Here is a 15,012-nt window from a genome sequence, read left to right as displayed (position 1 = left end):
GGGGCAGCCGCCCGCCGGTGACCCCAACTACGGCGCCTATCAGCCCTATGGCCAGCCCGCGCCGGGAGGATGGCCGCAGGGCGGCGGGGGTGGGCAGGTCCCACCTCCGAAGTCGAAAAAGCCGTTGTTCATCGCCTTGGGTGTTGTCGCCGCGGTGGTGATCGTGGGCCTGGTCGTGTCTCTGGTCGTCGCCTTCAGCGGCGACAGCGATTCCGGCGAGCCCGATGCGGCGGTTGAGTCGTACCTGCAGGCCCTGGCCGACGGTGATGCGGCGAAGGCGCTCGGTCTGATGAAGGCGCCGGCATCAGAACTCCTCCTCACCGACGACATCCTCAAGAAGCAACAGGAGATCGCCCCGATCACCGACGTGAAGATCATCGACACCAACGACTCCAGCAGCATGGCGACTGTCCAGGCCACGTACATGTTCGGTGACCGAAAAGCCGACGAGACCTTCATGCTGAGCATGACCGGCGGCGACTGGCGATTGGACGACGGTGCCGTCGCGGTCGACATCTCGTACTTCAAAGACGGGATCCCCGGACTGACGGTGTTCGGCGTGCCCGTCGACCAGGAGTCGAAGATCTACGTGTTCCCCGGCCCCGTCGAATGGGGAACGTCGAACAAGAACTTCACCGTCGTCGACGAGAAGCCGAACGAGTTCGCGATGTCAGGGAGCAGCTATGGATCGACCAGCTCACCGACCGTCGACCTGAGTTCCACCGGTACCGCGGCCGTCCAGTCGGCGTTGCAGACCTACGTCGACAACTGCGCGTTGTCGAAGGAGACCGACTCGAGCATCGACAAGCCCGGCTGCGAGCAAACCGTCTACGCATTCGACGCGGAACCGGGTTCAGCGGTGTGGACCGCGCCCACCGACCTTGGCGCGGTGGAGTACTCGCTCGGCTATGACGACCCCAATCAGGTGTCGATCAGCGGCGACCTACCGTGGTCGGTGACGTATCGGACCAAGGCGTCGGGGACTCGGCCCGGGGAGACCAAGACCGAGACCGACACCCAGTATCTCTACGGCGACGTCGACCTGTCCGTCGACGAGCCGGTGTTCACGCCTAGCTGACCGGCAACAAGACCACGGAGCCGCTCGTGGCCCGCGCCTGGAGATCGGTGTGGGCGCGGGGGGCTTCGGGCAACGTGTACCGATTGCCTACGTGGACCTTCACCATCCCGCTGCTGATGCCGGTCATCACGTCCCCGGCCCGCCAGGCCCGTTCAGCGGGATCGGCGATGAAATGTGCGATGGTCGGCCGCGTGACCGAGAGTGACCCGGCGGCGTTGAGACGCTGGAGGTCAAACGGCGGAACCGGACCGCTGGCCGCCCCGAACAGGACAACCGTTCCGCGTACGGCGGTCGCGTCGATGCTCTGGTCGAAGGTGTCGGCACCGACACCGTCATAGGCGACCGCCACACCTGCGCCCGCGGTGAGGGCCCGCACGCGCTCGGCGAGATCGTCGCCGTACCGAAGCACCTCGTCGGCACCCGCGCCGCGCGACAACTCTTCCTTGGTGTCGTTCGACACAGTGGTGATGACCCGGATGCCCTTGGCCTTCGCGATCTGCGTCAGTACCAGTCCGACCCCACCGGCGCCGGCGTGCACCAGGACCGTGTCGCCGGCTTTCGGATGGGCCGAGCCGTCCAGAAGGTAGTGGGCGGTCATGCCCTGCAGCAGTGCGGACGCGGCCACCTCATCGCTCACCGCATCCGGAACCGCCACCGCGACATGAGCGGGCATCGTCACGAGTTCGGCGTAGCTGCCGGGGGCATCACACCAGGCCACCCTCTGGCCCGCCGAGGGCGACTCGACGCCGTCGCCGACCGCGACAACAACACCGGAGCCTTCGCTGCCGGGTATGTACGGCAACTGCATCGGGTAGATGCCCGCACGCTGGTAGGTGTCGATGTAGTTCACGCCGACCGCCGCGACCCGAACGAGGATCTCGCCCGGCTTCGGCTCCGGGTCGGGGAGTTCGACGAATTCGAGGACTTCGGGCCCGCCGTGGCGGCTTACCTGGATCGCGCGCATGACTGTAGTTGTACCCACTGATGGCGGTGGTACACAGCGGGGTGTCCCATCTCGGACCCGTCAGCACGGCAACTATGCTGTGGCAATGAGCGAGCACAAGGCGGTCATCGCAGCGATCAGTAAGTACGTGGCGCGCGAAGGCGGGTCGGCAACGGCGGTTTTGCAGCCCATCGGCGCAGCCGGTGTGCGGATCACTCTCGTCGGCGGTGCCGGCGGCATCCTCGGTGACCAGGTGGTGGCCGACCTCGACACGGCGAAGTCGATCGTCGAGCAGGTCGATGGCCTCCAGGTCGGGGAGTGGGATCGGGAACTGACCTCGGCGGCCACGGTGGACACGTCGCACTACCGCAAGATGGCGGGCTGGGTCGCGAACACCTAGTGCCCGGCGAGCGCCGGGTTACGACGCAGCTGCGGCCTCGATCGGCTGACCCGATGACTCCGGCCCGGATGTCGCCGGTGCCTGTCGCGGCCGCATGGCCACCCACAGGGCAGCCGTGGCAGCCACCGTGGCTCCGGCGCCTGCGACGTGGACGACCACGAGTGCGGCCGGAATGTCGGTGATGTACTGCGTGACACCCACCAGTGCCTGCGCGGAGACGACTCCGACCACCACGTAGAGACGTTTCTTGAGTCCCGTCGGCGCGGCGACGGCGAAGAGCGCGAACCCGATTGCGACCAACACCGACAGGTAGGCGATCAGCAGGTCGGCGTGCAGGTGCACGAGTGTGGTGATCTCGATCTTCAATCGTGGAACCGGCTTGTCGATGCTCTTGTCGCCCGCGTGCGGCCCGGCCCCGGTCACCATCGTGCCGGCGATGAGGACACCGGTCATCAGTACCGCCGAGACCACCGCGAGCCAGCGCAGCGGTGCGGGGACCACGGCCACGGCCACGCCGTCGTCGGGTTCGCGGACCTTTTCCAGCAGCAGAACCGACAGCCACACCATGCCCATCGACAGCAGCATGTGAATGGCCACCGTCCACCACAGCAGGCCGGTGAGCACGGTGATGCCGCCCATCACGGCCTGGACGATGGTGGAGGCCGGCATCAGCCAGGCGTAGACGCGGACCTCGTAGCGGCGACGCGCGCGGGTCACCGCGATCACGATGATCGCCGCGGCCAGGACCACCAGGAACGTCAGCATCCGGTTGCCGAACTCGACGGCCCTGTGGATCGCATCGACCTCGTCGTGCTGGACCGGCGTGAAGCTGCCGGGGAAGCACTGCGGCCACGTCGGGCAACCCAACCCCGATGCGGTGACCCGGACCACCGACCCCGTCACCGCAATGCCGGCCTGTGTCAGCACCACCGCCACAGCGGCGAAGATCTGGAAGCGGAGTGAGGGGAGCGGGAGCCGGTCGACGAGCCGGACAAACAAGCGATACACGTTATTGATCGTAGGGTGCCGGGTTTGACGGTCGGGGCTCAGGTGAACTTGAAGTAACGGACCGCCGCGACACCGGCCGCGATACCCCAGGCAGCCAGCACGGCGATACCGATCAGGTCGAGCGAACCGGCCGTTGCCTGATGCAGCGCCTCGCTCAGGGCCCCGGAGGGCGTGCAGCGGACGATCCACTCGACGGCGGTCGGGATGTTGTCCCCGACCACGACGATCGAGGCGATCCCGATGAATGCGAACCAGAGGAGGTTGGCCAGGGCGAGCACGACCTCGGCCTTGAGGGTGCCGCCGAGCAGTAGGCCCATCGCGGAGAACACCAGCGTGCCGATGGCGATCACGAGGATGCCGAGGAGCAATCCGCCCGGCGAGGGATCCCAGCCCAGGATCAACCCCAGGACACCGAGGATCACCGCCTGGATGCTGACGACGATGGCCACGGCTATCGATTTGCCGGCGATCACGCCCCATCGCGGCAGCGGTGTGGCACCGAGTCGCTTGAGCGCGCCGTACCTGCGATCGAATCCGACGGCGATCGCCTGACCGGTGAAGGCGGTGGACATCACCGCAACCGTCATGACCGCCGGGACGAACATGTCGGGGCGGGACTCGTCGAAGTCGCCGACGGGCAACAGACACAAACCGATCAGCATCGTGATCGGGATGAACATCGTCAGCAATTGTTGTTCGCCGTTGCGCACCAGGAGGAGCAATTCGATGCGGGACTGTGCGGCGAGCATCTTGTGGATCGACGCGGCCCGCGGACGAGGGGTGAATGTGCCTGCGGCGAAGCGGTTGCCGCTGCTGGTCGGGGTGGTGGTCATTCGCGGATCCCACGGCCGGTCAGATCGAGGAACACGTCTTCCAGACTCCGAGTCTCGACCTGTAGGTCGGTTGCCAGTACGTCGATATCTGCGCACCATCCGACTACGGTGGCCAAAACACGAGGGGTGACGTGGCCGGTGACCAGGTACCCGCCGGGTGAGAACTCCTGGCACGAATAGCCTTCTGGCAGTACAGCTTCCAGCAATTTCATATCGAGTCCGCGGGGCGCGTGGAAGCGCAGCTCGTTCTCGGCGCCACGGCTGGTGAGTTCGGCGGGGGAGCCCTTCGCGACCTCGACCCCGTGATCGATGATCAGCAACTGATCCGCGAGCTCCTCCGCCTCGTCCATCAGATGTGTGGTGAGCAACACCGATACACCGTCGGACCGGAGTCGGTCGATCAACTCCCACACCATGATCCGGGCGTGGGCGTCCATGCCGGCGGTCGGTTCGTCGAGGAACACGACCTCCGGACGTCCCACGAGTGCACACCCGAGCGCCAGACGCTGTTGCTGTCCACCCGACAGCCGGCGATACGGCGTGCGCTGGGCGTCGACGAGCCCAAGGTTCTGCAACAGCCAATCGGGGTCGATGGGATCAGCGGAGTATGCGGCGCACAGCGCCAACATCTCGCCCGCTCGTGCGCCCGGGTAGGCGCCACCACCCTGGAGCATCACGCCGATCCGGCTGCGGACCGCTTCGTTGTCGGCGATCGGGTCGAGTCCGAGAAGCGTGACCTCACCGGCATCCGGGGCGGCGAAGCCTTCGCAGATTTCGACGGTGGTCGTCTTGCCGGCGCCGTTCGGGCCGAGGATCGCCAGGATTTCGCCGGTCTGGAGCTCGAAGTCGAGGCCGCCGACCGCGGTTGTCTCACCGAATCTCTTGACCAGGCCTCTGACTGACAAGGCGGGTCCGGTCGCCGCGGCACCGGTGACCCCGGGAGCGTACGACGGGCTGTTCACAACGACCAAGAGTATGCTGCCGGCGCGCTGAGTCCGAATACGGGTGACACCCCGGGGCACGCGCTGACTCCCCGGCTCACCTGGTAACGGATGCCGCCCCGGCGTTCTCGGTGTTCACGCGCTTGCGCCGCTGCCATGGCATTTCCTCGAAGAACAGTGCTGTGAGTATGGCCACAAGGAGGATGGCCGCGACGATTGCCTCGGCCAGCTGGAAGCCGCGCGTCCCCGCACCGGTGGGGAGCACGACGATGGCCATGACCGCCGACAGTGTGATCGCGATGATGCGGAACCATCGCCCCGTGGCCCAGGCGGCGAGCGGGATGATGAACCACAGCAGATACCAGGGCTGAACGAACGGGAAGAACAGTACGAAGCTGCCCATCGCGAGGCCGAGGGCCCCGACGGGGTGGATGCGGCCGGCCAATGCTGCGAGCAGCCAGCGCACCACCAAGATCGCCGCGATGACCTGGCCGACCGGACGGGCGACGTCGAGCATCGCCTGGGTCTGATCGCCCAGCCCGAGGAGAACACCGACCCGGCCGGTCGTCACCGACATGAACGTCGGCATCGACATCCAGGAACGCACCACTCCGCCGGTCGACAAGGTCTTCGTCCAGCCGAAGCCGAGTCCGGTCCCGACGCAGATGAGAACGGTGACGAGAACGAGGATCGTGACCAGGAGCCCGGCCGCGCCGAGCAAGGCGAGCACGCTGCGCCTGGAGCGTTGCCAGTATTCGCGCACCGGGGCATGCCGCAGTGCCGGAAGGGTGGCGCCCCAGCGACGGGCCAGCGCCACACCGACAAAGCCCAGCGCCAGCAACGAGGAGACCTTGATCATCCCGGACCCGGCGATCACCACCACGCCGGCGATCAGGATCCACCCCGGCCGGCTCGGCAATACAGAACCCGGTTTTCGGAGCCGCATCGGTGAATCGATACCCCGGAAGCACAATTCGAGTCCGGCAAGCATCATGCCGAGCATCAGCGCCTCGTTGTGGATGCCGCCGACCAGATGCAGGATGAGCAGCGGATTCATCGCGCCGAGCCACAGCGCGGCGACGGGCGACACCCCGCAGCGGCGGGCCAGGCGGGGCAGCGCCCAGACGATCATCCCCACGCCGAGCAGCGCCAGCACCCGGTGTGCGGCCAGGGCGGCCGGGATGTTCTCACCGGTCAGGTGGGTGATCTGGTCACCGAGCCAGAGGAACAGGGGACCGTAGGGCGCCGGTGTCTCACGCCAGATGTTGGGCACCGAGCGCGTGAACACGTGGTCGATGCCCAGTCCCGTGGCCGGACTGATCGAGTAGGGATCGAGGCCACGCGCCGCGATCTCACTCTGGGCGAGATACGAGTACACGTCCTTGCTGAGCATCGGCGGTGCCAGCACGAAGGGGATGATCCAGACCAGCAGCGTCCGATCGGCCTGACTGCGGGTCATCCGCCGAGTCGGTGAGCGGTCCTTCATGACGTCGACACCTAGACGCCCGACGGCGAATCGCCCGAGCAACAGCCAGGCGAGGACCAGGATCACCACACCGGTCAGGGAGAACGTCAGTGCAGTCGGCCACATCCGCGACGGCAGGGACAGCACGCGCATACCGGCGAGTGGATTCTGCAGCACCGGGAGCGCGCCGGTCCCCAACGACCCGACGAGGATGAGGACCGAACCGAGGGAACCGAAGACCCGGATCCGGAGCAGGCGTTTGTTCTCGGCGGGCGTGAGAGGCCCCGCCTCGGATTCGTCGCCGTGCAGCCGGGCGACCGCCAGCCCGTAGTCGCCGGTGGCGTCCTTGTCGGGTTCGGGTTCTCCGACGCGTCGTAGGCCCAGGTATTCGAGAGCCTTGCGGAATTCTGCGCGGATCGGACCCCGAGATCCCGGGGCAGCGTTCTCGGGGCCGACGGGAGGGTCGACTTCTGGGGCTGCGATATCCGGCACAGAGGAGACTGTAATCGCCTGATCGATTCTGCCCGCCCGGCCCGCGGTGGCGAGCGCCACGGCACGCTCGCAGGTGTGGCGTTGGTCAAGCAAGGTGACCCTTGCTAGCAATCGGAATCTATTTCGGTAACACTTGTGTTGTGAAAACGGCCGCTGATACCTCGCATGCCCCGGAAGGGGTATCGATGTCTGCTGCGCCGGGCACACACATCGGAGCTGAATCCCCGGTTCCGGTCAGCCACGACGGACAGACCCGGGCCGCTGTGGTCACCCTCATTCTCGAGCAGGGGCCGGTCACCGCGGTGCACATCAGCGACGAGCTCGGCATCACCCCCACAGCGGTTCGTCGCCATCTCGACGCGATGATCGCCTCGGGTGATGTGGTCTCGACCGCGGCGCCGCGCTATGCACAGCGTGGTCGTGGTCGTCCGGCCAAGCATTTCCAGCTCACATCGAGCGGTCGTGGTCGCCTCAAGCACGCCTACGACGACCTGGCCGGCGCCGTCATGCGCCGCCTGCGCAAGATCGGTGGCGAGGAGGCGGTTACCGACTTCGCCATGGAGCGCGCGCAGGAAATCATGTCTGACGTGCCGGTATCCGGCAGTTCGGCGGAAGATCTCGAGAACACCGCAGAACAGATTGCCGAAGCTTTGACCAGTGCGGGATTTTCTGCGACCACCCGTCGCGTTGGAAATGGTGTGCAGATCTGCCAGCACCATTGCCCGGTCGCGCATGTGGCCGCCGAGTTCCCGGAATTGTGCGAAGCAGAAACCGCGGTGTTCACCGCGAAACTCGGTACACACGTGCAGCGTCTGGCAACGATCGCCAACGGCGACTGCGCATGCACCACCCACGTGCCACTTGCAAAAATGCAGGCGGCAAATCAGGTCGGCGCCCAGTCCGCGTCGGCATCGGTAGCCTCCGGAAGGAGTCACATATGACGGTCACAGACCCGACCCCCGCAGTAGCATCGGCGGACGTTCTGACGCAGGAAGAGACGATCGACTCTTTCGGTTCATACGGATACGGCTGGTCCGATTCCGATGTCGCCGGTGCCAGCGCCCAGCGCGGCCTGTCCGAGGCGGTCGTCGCGGACATCTCGTCCAAGAAGAGCGAGCCCGAGTGGATGCTTGCCGCGCGCCTCAAGGCGCTCTCGATCTTCGATCGCAAGCCCATGCCGAACTGGGGCAGCGACCTCGACGGCATCGACTTCGACAACATCAAGTACTTCGTGCGGTCCAGCGAGAAGCAGGCCGCCACGTGGGACGATCTGCCCGAGGACATCAAGAACACGTACGACAAGCTGGGCATCCCCGAGGCCGAGAAGCAGCGTCTGGTCTCCGGTGTCGCGGCGCAGTACGAGTCCGAGGTCGTGTACCACTCGATCCGTGAAGACCTCGAAGCGCAGGGTGTCCTGTTCCTCGACACCGACACCGCGTTGAAGGAGCAGCCCGAACTGTTCCGCGAGTACTTCGGCACGGTCATCCCGGCCGGCGACAACAAGTTCTCCGCACTGAACACCGCGGTCTGGTCGGGTGGCTCGTTCATCTACGTCCCGCCGGGTGTGCACGTCGACATCCCGCTGCAGGCCTACTTCCGGATCAACACCGAGAACATGGGTCAGTTCGAGCGCACGCTGATCATCGTCGACGAGGGTGCATACGTGCACTACGTCGAGGGTTGCACCGCGCCGATCTACAAGACCGACTCGCTGCACTCCGCTGTTGTCGAGATCATCGTGAAGAAGGGTGGCCGCTGCCGGTACACCACCATTCAGAACTGGTCGAACAACGTCTACAACCTGGTCACCAAGCGGGCCAAGGCCGAGGCCGGCGCCACCATGGAGTGGGTCGACGGCAACATCGGTTCCAAGGTCACCATGAAGTACCCGGCGGTCTGGATGACCGGTGAGGGCGCCAAGGGTGAGGTTCTCTCGGTTGCGTTCGCAGGTCCCGGGCAGCATCAGGACACCGGTTCGAAGATGGTGCACCTGGCTCCCAACACCTCGTCGAACATCGTCAGCAAGTCGGTGGCGCGTGGTGGTGGGCGAGCGTCGTACCGCGGTCTCGTCCAGGTCAACAAGGGTGCCCACGGAAGCCGTTCGACGGTCAAGTGTGATGCGCTCCTCGTTGATCAGATCAGCCGCTCGGACACCTACCCGTACGTCGACATCCGCGAGGACGACGTGACGATGGGTCACGAGGCCACGGTCTCCAAGGTCAGCGACGATCAGATCTTCTACCTCATGAGCCGCGGTCTGACCGAGGACGAGGCGATGGCGATGGTGGTTCGCGGATTCGTCGAGCCGATCGCCAAGGAACTCCCGATGGAATACGCGCTGGAACTCAACCGGCTGATCGAACTGCAGATGGAAGGCTCCGTCGGATGAGTTCTGCCACAGGTGTTGTCGGTGCCGTGGAGGGCGAGAACAGCCGGCCGCCGTCGCGGGGCGGCGAGTCTCGACCCGCCGTCAACAAGGGTGCGATGTTCACGTCATTCGACGTGAACGCCTTCGAGGTGCCCCGTTCCAAGGACGAGGCGTGGAAATTCACCCCGTTCCGTAAGCTGCGTGGCCTGCACGACGGTGGCGCACAGCGCACGGCCGAGGCGACCACCGTGGTGAGCGGAGCGGTCGACGGTGTGACCGTCGAAACCGTCGGTCGCGACGACAAACGACTGGGTCAGGGCGGCGTGCCGTTCGATCGCATTGCCGCACAGGCATATTCGTCCTTCACCTCGGCGACGGTCATCACCGTGGGCAAAGAGGTCGAACTCGCCGAGCCCGTCACCGTGGTGGTCGAGGGACCGGGTGTGGGCGAGACCGCATTCGGTCACCTGCAGGTCCGGCTCGAGCCCTTTGCCAAGGCAACTGTTGTGATCGATCAGACGGGCAGTGGCACCTACGGCGAGAACATCGAGTTCATCGTCGGTGACAGCGCACATCTGACAGTCCTCAATGTCCACGACTGGGCCGACGACATGGTGCATGTGGCCGCCCATCACAACCGGCTCGGCCGGGATGCGGTGTTGCGCCACTTCGCGATCAGCCTGGGTGGCGAGTTGGTTCGCCTGAGCCCGGTGGTCCACTACGACGCGCCCGGCGGCGACGCCGAACTGTGGGGCCTGTACTTCGCGGACGCGGGACAGCATCTGGAACAGCATCTGCTGGTGGATCATTCGCAGCCGCATTGCCGGTCGAACGTGGTCTACAAGGGTGCGCTCCAGGGTGTCGAGGGCGATCGTGCCCACGAGGCCCGCACGGTCTGGGTCGGCGACGTGCTGATCCGCGCCGGCGCAGAGGGCACCGACACCTTCGAGCTGAACCGCAACCTGATCCTGACCGACGGTGCACGTGCGGACTCGGTGCCCAACCTGGAGATCGAGACCGGCGAGATCGTCGGTGCCGGACACGCCAGCGCCACCGGGCGTTTCGATGATGAGCACCTGTTCTACCTGCAGTCTCGTGGCATCCCCGAGGACGAGGCCCGCCGCCTGGTCGTTCGCGGATTCTTCGGTGAGGTGATCGCCAAGATCGCGGTCCCGGAACTGCGCGACCGGCTGTCAGCCGCCATCGAAGCCGAGCTCGAGGCCGCCGGCGCCTGATCGCCCGCAAGCACAAACTTTCCCCAGATATCAGCAAGGAACTCAAATACCGTGGCCACTTTGGAAATCCGTGATCTGCACGTCAACGTCAAGCAGACCGATGCCGATGCCGAACCCATCAACATCCTCAAGGGTGTCGACCTGACCATCTCCTCGGGCGCCACCCACGCGATCATGGGCCCCAACGGCTCGGGCAAGTCGACGCTGTCGTACGCCATCGCCGGACATCCGAAATACGAAGTGACGCAGGGCACGATCACCCTCGACGGTGAAAACGTCCTGGAGATGTCGGTGGACGAGCGGGCCCGCGCCGGCCTGTTCCTGGCGATGCAGTACCCCGTCGAGGTGCCGGGTGTGTCGATGTCTAACTTCCTGCGCACCGCTGCCACCGCCGTGCGCGGCGAGGCACCGAAGCTCCGTCTCTGGGTCAAGGAGAGCAAAGAGGCGATGAACGAACTGGAGATCAACCCGTCGTTCGGAGAGCGCAGCGTCAACGAGGGATTCTCCGGCGGCGAGAAGAAGCGTCACGAGATCCTGCAGCTGGGTCTGCTCAAGCCGAAGATCGCGATCCTCGACGAGACCGACTCGGGCCTGGACGTCGACGCCCTGCGCGTGGTCTCCGAAGGTGTCAACCGCTACAAGGATCGCGAGAACGGTGGCGTCCTGCTGATCACCCACTACACGCGCATCCTGCGCTACATCAAGCCTGACTTCGTACACGTGTTCGTCGGCGGCCGCATCGTCGAGTCGGGCGGACCGGAGCTCGCCGACGAGCTCGAGGAGAACGGCTACATCCGGTTCGCCCAGGCGGCGACCGCCTGATCCCGGATCGACCCTTCGTCCGCACTTCTTTCAGGAGGCCAGACATGACAAGCATCGATGAGACGATCGCTTCGACGGCCCTGGACGTGACCGCTGTGCGCGCCGACTTCCCGATCCTGGGTCGCACGGTGCGCGACAACAAGCCGCTGGTGTACCTCGATTCCGGTGCCACCAGCCAACGTCCGGTGCAGGTCCTCGATGCCGAACGTGAGTTCTTGGTCACCTGCAATGCCGCTGTCCACCGCGGTGCGCATCAGCTGGCCGAAGAGGCGACCGACGCCTACGAGGACGCACGCGCCGTGGTCGCCGGCTTCGTCGGCGTCGATTTCGACGAGTTGGCGTTCACCAAGAACGCCACAGAGGCGTTGAATCTGGTCACCTACACGCTCGGTGACGACCGCAGCGCCCCGGTGCTCGGCGGCGCAGCACTCGGCCCCGGCGACACCATCGTCGTCACCGAGCTCGAGCATCACGCCAATCTGGTTCCGTGGCAGGAACTCTGCCGCCGGACCGGGGCAACTCTGAAGTGGTACGGCGTCACGGACGAGGGCCGGATCGACTTGGACTCGCTGGAACTCGACAACTCCGTCAAGGTGGTGGCGTTCACCCATCAGTCGAACGTGACCGGTGCCGTGGCCGATGTACCCGAGATGGTGCGTCGCGCCCGCAGTGTCGGTGCGCTGGTGGTGCTTGATGCCTGCCAGTCCGTCCCGCACATGGTTGTGGACTTCCACGAACTGGATGTGGATTTCGCGGCGTTCTCGGGCCACAAGATGTTCGGGCCCTCGGGGGTGGGCGTGCTGTACGGCAAGCGTGAACTGCTTGCGCAGCTGCCGCCGTTCATCTCCGGCGGATCGATGATCGAGACGGTCTCCATGGAGGTCTCGACCTACGCGCCGGCGCCGCAGCGTTTCGAGGCAGGCGTGCCGATGACCTCCCAGGTGATCGGGTTGGGCGCCGCTGTTCGCTATCTGCAAGACCTCGGCATGGACGCCATTGCGGCACACGAACATGCACTCGTCGAGGCGACGCTGTCCGCACTCGGCGCCATCGAGGGTGTCCGCATCATCGGTCCGGCGACCTCGGAGCAGCGCGGGGGTGCGGTGGCCTTTGTCGTCGACGGTATCCACGCGCACGACCTCGGCCAGATCCTGGACGACGAGGGTGTGGCCATCCGCGTGGGGCATCACTGTGCCTGGCCGCTGCACAAGCGTTTCGGCGTTGCCGCCACCGCACGCGCGTCGTTCGCCGCCTACAACACATTCGACGAAGTCGACGCGCTGGCTCGCGCCATCGTGAAGGCCCAGGAGTTCTTCGGCGTGCGCGAAGCCGGTGGCGACAATGCATCCGGCGGGGTGGCGCTCTGATGCGTATGGAACAGATGTACCAGGAAGTCATCCTGGATCACTACAAACATCCGCAAGGCCGCGGCCTGCGCGATCCCTTCGGCGCCGAGGTCCATCACGTCAACCCGACGTGCGGCGACGAGGTGACCTTGCGGGTTGCCCTCTCCGACGACGGTGAGACCGTCGCGGACGTCTCCTACGACGGACAGGGCTGCTCGATCTCGCAGGCCTCCACCTCGGTGATGTTCGAGCAATTGGTCGGTCAGAGCGTGACAGAGGCTCTGGCAACCGTGGATTCGTTCAACACCATGATGACCTCACGCGGCTCCGTCGAAGGTGACGAGGACGTGATCGGCGACGGCATCGCCTTCGTCGGGGTCAGCAAATATCCGGCTCGCGTGAAATGTGCACTGCTGGGCTGGATGGCATTCAAAGACGCGCTGGCGCAAACCGTTGCCGGCACACAGGATTCGGCTAGGGAGTCGGTATGACAGCAACATCAGAACCTGAAGGCTCGACCCAGGTCGCGGAAGACGCAGCACCTGCCACACAGTCGGCACCCGCCGCTCCGGCGGTGCCCGCCGCGGTGGCGACCTCGTTGCCGTCGATCGACGACATCGAAGAGGCCATGCGTGACGTGGTCGACCCCGAACTCGGCATCAACGTCGTCGACCTCGGTCTGGTGTACGGCCTCGACGTCAACAACGACGCGGTTGCCAAGATCGACATGACCCTGACGTCGGCTGCCTGCCCTCTGACGGACGTCATCGAGGATCAGGCACGCAATGCGCTGGTCACCTCGGGTCTGTGCACCGACATGGAACTCAACTGGGTCTGGCTGCCGCCGTGGGGCCCGGACAAGATCACCGACGACGGCCGCGAACAACTGCGGGCGCTCGGCTTCACCGTCTGATCCGTCATCGTCTGATCACTGTCGCCGCATCACCGCACCGCGCATGACCTTGTAGGCCACGGCGCGGTCGGTGTGTGCGACCACACGCGTCATCGCGCGGGCCACTCCGGCGAGGTCGTCGCGGGAACTGAGGTAGGCGCGTTGATCGGCGACCGGTAGATCGAAGAATCCGTCGAAGAACCGGACGACGTCGATGGGGTCGAGTCCCAGGAGTGACGTCAGTCCGCGATCCCGCAGCCGGTACACGGCCCGGGTTCGGCGGTTCCACAGCGCTCGGCGCGGATCCTGCTGATTCACAAGGGCGTTCACCACGGTGTCGGCCTCGCGCAGACTTGCCGCGAGGCTGTATCCGGTGGCCGGGTGCATCATCCCCCCGCCGCTGCCGAAGCGCAGCGGCCGGTCCTTCCACGGGACACCGCTCTGGCGGCGCAAAGCGAACCAGACCTTCTCGTCGTCGGTGTCGTCGATGTCGGCCGCCGTGATGCCATGGCCGGACAGCCTGGTGTGCAACCGATTCCGGAGTTCGCCGATCGGTAGTGCCGGTATACCGGCCAGGCAGGTTTCCTCCAGCAGGACACGATTCCCACCGAGCGATATGGCGTAGAGAAATGACGGTGGAGTGCCCCGCGCCGCGCCGCGCCAATCCATCAGCACCGTCTCGACTGCCTCCAGGTAGCGGTCGGCCAGATCCGCGTCGACCACAACGCCATAGGCGGATTGTGCAGGTGCGTCGGTGGCCCGCAGACCTCTCGCATCGACAATTGTGTGGGCTTTGACACGGCGGTTGCCCTCGACGACCACGTGGTCGTCGAAGAGTTGCATCACCCGGGACCCGATCACGGCATCGTCCGTGACCGGCAGGCTCCGTTGCAATCCGCCGGTGTCGAAGGTGACGTAGGAGCGGTCGACGACCCTCCTCCGCGGCGTGTACACAACGGCCTGCGGCGATTGCGCCGCAAAGGATTTGGAATCGACCCAGCCGGGCAGTTCGTCGGCCCACGACCCGTATGTGGCGGTCCATCCGCGATCCGGCGCGGGGTCGATCAGTGCGACCTGCAGTCCAGAGGTTTCAGCACGATGTGCCAGCGCCCGACCGGCCGGGCCGGCTCCGACGACGACCAGGTCCCGATGCTCACCGGAATTCCGCATACAGGCGACCGTATCTTCT

General features: G+C 65.7%; 15 protein-coding genes. 9 read left to right on the top strand and 6 right to left on the bottom strand.

The window, feature by feature from the left end:
* Positions 1-1,078: hypothetical protein (locus VIQ49_RS06040; protein ID WP_331882009.1), on the top strand; the 1,078-nt coding region annotated here is incomplete at its 5' end.
* Here VIQ49_RS06040 and VIQ49_RS06035 read toward each other — a convergent pair.
* Positions 1,071-2,042: a quinone oxidoreductase gene (locus VIQ49_RS06035; protein WP_331882006.1), complete on the bottom strand. Its 972-nt coding sequence runs from the start codon at positions 2,040-2,042 to the stop codon at positions 1,071-1,073. The genes VIQ49_RS06040 and VIQ49_RS06035 overlap by 8 nt on opposite strands.
* Before the next feature lie 85 nt (positions 2,043-2,127).
* Between VIQ49_RS06035 and VIQ49_RS06030 the strand changes: the two genes are divergently transcribed.
* Complete coding sequence (locus VIQ49_RS06030) at positions 2,128-2,421, top strand: hypothetical protein (protein WP_331882004.1); 294 nt, start codon at positions 2,128-2,130, stop codon at positions 2,419-2,421.
* An 18-nt stretch (positions 2,422-2,439) separates the two neighbouring features.
* Here VIQ49_RS06030 and VIQ49_RS06025 read toward each other — a convergent pair whose 3' ends face one another.
* The 4 genes from VIQ49_RS06025 to mptB all read right to left on the bottom strand — a co-directional run bounded on the left by VIQ49_RS06025 (position 2,440) and on the right by mptB (position 7,160).
* Positions 2,440-3,429 carry a heme A synthase gene (locus VIQ49_RS06025; RefSeq protein WP_331882002.1) on the bottom strand — a complete coding sequence of 330 codons (990 nt, stop codon included), beginning with the start codon at positions 3,427-3,429 and terminating at the stop codon, positions 2,440-2,442.
* A gap of 38 nt (positions 3,430-3,467) precedes the next feature.
* Complete coding sequence (locus VIQ49_RS06020) at positions 3,468-4,262, bottom strand: ABC transporter permease (protein WP_331882000.1); 795 nt, start codon at positions 4,260-4,262, stop codon at positions 3,468-3,470.
* Positions 4,259-5,224, bottom strand: a complete 966-nt coding sequence (locus VIQ49_RS06015) for an ABC transporter ATP-binding protein (protein WP_331881998.1) — start codon at positions 5,222-5,224, stop codon at positions 4,259-4,261. Before VIQ49_RS06015 ends, VIQ49_RS06020 begins: the two co-directional genes overlap by 4 nt.
* A gap of 76 nt (positions 5,225-5,300) precedes the next feature.
* Positions 5,301-7,160 carry a polyprenol phosphomannose-dependent alpha 1,6 mannosyltransferase MptB gene (gene mptB / locus VIQ49_RS06010; protein ID WP_414731585.1) on the bottom strand — a complete coding sequence of 620 codons (1,860 nt, stop codon included), beginning with the start codon at positions 7,158-7,160 and terminating at the stop codon, positions 5,301-5,303.
* Positions 7,161-7,345: 185 nt separating this feature from the next.
* Between mptB and VIQ49_RS06005 the strand changes: the two genes are divergently transcribed.
* The 7 genes from VIQ49_RS06005 to VIQ49_RS05975 all read left to right on the top strand — a co-directional run bounded on the left by VIQ49_RS06005 (position 7,346) and on the right by VIQ49_RS05975 (position 13,844).
* Positions 7,346-8,101, top strand: coding sequence for a metalloregulator ArsR/SmtB family transcription factor (locus VIQ49_RS06005; protein WP_331881996.1), 756 nt, complete (start codon positions 7,346-7,348; stop codon positions 8,099-8,101).
* Entirely contained in the window at positions 8,098-9,549 is a 1,452-nt protein-coding gene (sufB, locus tag VIQ49_RS06000) for a Fe-S cluster assembly protein SufB (RefSeq protein ID WP_331881993.1), read from the top strand. Before VIQ49_RS06005 ends, sufB begins: the two co-directional genes overlap by 4 nt.
* A 95-nt stretch (positions 9,550-9,644) precedes the next feature.
* Positions 9,645-10,763, top strand: coding sequence for a Fe-S cluster assembly protein SufD (gene sufD / locus VIQ49_RS05995; RefSeq protein ID WP_331882017.1), 1,119 nt, complete (start codon positions 9,645-9,647; stop codon positions 10,761-10,763).
* Between the two features lie 51 nt (positions 10,764-10,814).
* Positions 10,815-11,585, top strand: coding sequence for a Fe-S cluster assembly ATPase SufC (gene sufC, locus VIQ49_RS05990; protein WP_331881991.1), 771 nt, complete (start codon positions 10,815-10,817; stop codon positions 11,583-11,585).
* A gap of 44 nt (positions 11,586-11,629) precedes the next feature.
* Positions 11,630-12,952 (top strand): SufS family cysteine desulfurase, encoded by a 1,323-nt coding sequence (locus VIQ49_RS05985; protein ID WP_331881988.1) that lies wholly within the window; start codon positions 11,630-11,632, stop codon positions 12,950-12,952.
* The gene (sufU, locus tag VIQ49_RS05980) at positions 12,952-13,422 is read left to right on the top strand and encodes a Fe-S cluster assembly sulfur transfer protein SufU (RefSeq protein WP_331881985.1); all 471 of its coding nucleotides are present in this window, start codon (positions 12,952-12,954) and stop codon (positions 13,420-13,422) included. The genes VIQ49_RS05985 and sufU overlap by 1 nt, the downstream gene beginning before the upstream one ends.
* The gene (locus tag VIQ49_RS05975) at positions 13,419-13,844 is read left to right on the top strand and encodes a metal-sulfur cluster assembly factor (RefSeq protein ID WP_331881982.1); all 426 of its coding nucleotides are present in this window, start codon (positions 13,419-13,421) and stop codon (positions 13,842-13,844) included. The genes sufU and VIQ49_RS05975 overlap by 4 nt, the downstream gene beginning before the upstream one ends.
* 15 nt (positions 13,845-13,859) lie before the next feature.
* On the opposite strand, the gene VIQ49_RS05970 is transcribed toward VIQ49_RS05975, so the two are convergent.
* Entirely contained in the window at positions 13,860-14,993 is a 1,134-nt protein-coding gene (locus tag VIQ49_RS05970) for a lycopene cyclase family protein (protein ID WP_331881979.1), read from the bottom strand.
* Positions 14,994-15,012 lie beyond the last annotated feature (19 nt).

The organism is Williamsia sp. (genome assembly GCF_036566845.1).
GTDB lineage: Bacteria > Actinomycetota > Actinomycetes > Mycobacteriales > Mycobacteriaceae > Williamsia.
This window is presented reverse-complemented; position numbering and strand designations above follow the sequence as displayed.

Excerpts from the sequence above, each read along its gene's own strand:
- VIQ49_RS06035 (WP_331882006.1), bottom strand. The coding sequence starts at position 2,042 with ATGCGCGCGATCCAGGTAAGCCGCCACGGCGGGCCCGAAGTCCTCGAA.
- VIQ49_RS06030 (WP_331882004.1), top strand. The coding sequence starts at position 2,128 with ATGAGCGAGCACAAGGCGGTCATCGCAGCGATCAGTAAGTACGTGGCG.
- VIQ49_RS06020 (WP_331882000.1), bottom strand. The coding sequence starts at position 4,262 with ATGACCACCACCCCGACCAGCAGCGGCAACCGCTTCGCCGCAGGCACA.
- VIQ49_RS06005 (WP_331881996.1), top strand. The coding sequence starts at position 7,346 with ATGTCTGCTGCGCCGGGCACACACATCGGAGCTGAATCCCCGGTTCCG.
- sufB (WP_331881993.1), top strand. The coding sequence starts at position 8,098 with ATGACGGTCACAGACCCGACCCCCGCAGTAGCATCGGCGGACGTTCTG.
- sufD (WP_331882017.1), top strand. The coding sequence starts at position 9,645 with ATGTTCACGTCATTCGACGTGAACGCCTTCGAGGTGCCCCGTTCCAAG.
- VIQ49_RS05985 (WP_331881988.1), top strand. The coding sequence starts at position 11,630 with ATGACAAGCATCGATGAGACGATCGCTTCGACGGCCCTGGACGTGACC.
- sufU (WP_331881985.1), top strand. The coding sequence starts at position 12,952 with ATGCGTATGGAACAGATGTACCAGGAAGTCATCCTGGATCACTACAAA.
- VIQ49_RS05975 (WP_331881982.1), top strand. The coding sequence starts at position 13,419 with ATGACAGCAACATCAGAACCTGAAGGCTCGACCCAGGTCGCGGAAGAC.
- VIQ49_RS05970 (WP_331881979.1), bottom strand. The coding sequence starts at position 14,993 with ATGCGGAATTCCGGTGAGCATCGGGACCTGGTCGTCGTCGGAGCCGGC.